Below are 266 nucleotides of genomic sequence, written 5' to 3' on the forward strand. Positions count from 1 at the left end.
TGCCTGATCAAGAAAAATTATTTGTTCGACGTGTAGGTGAAGGTGAACCCGTACTCGTCTTATCGGGACTCGGTATGCAAAGTTGGCAGTGGCTTCCTTTTTTATTTGCTAGTCGTAAACAATATGAATTTATTATCCCTGATTGGCGTGGTTTTGGCGGCTCTAAGGATTGTGCAATTCCTCACTTAGATGCCATTTCAAGTCATTGGAATGATATTGATACGCTGATTAAACTATTAAAATTGGATCAATTCATTTTGATGGGC

1 protein-coding gene is annotated in these 266 nt (G+C 39.1%); it reads left to right on the top strand.

The features are described 5' to 3' along the window. The coding region (locus AC2Q9J_RS18030; RefSeq protein ID WP_499042070.1) for an alpha/beta fold hydrolase at positions 1-266 on the top strand (266 nt) is incomplete at both ends.

The organism is Planococcus sp. RAB007_Raresut (assembly GCF_057369535.1).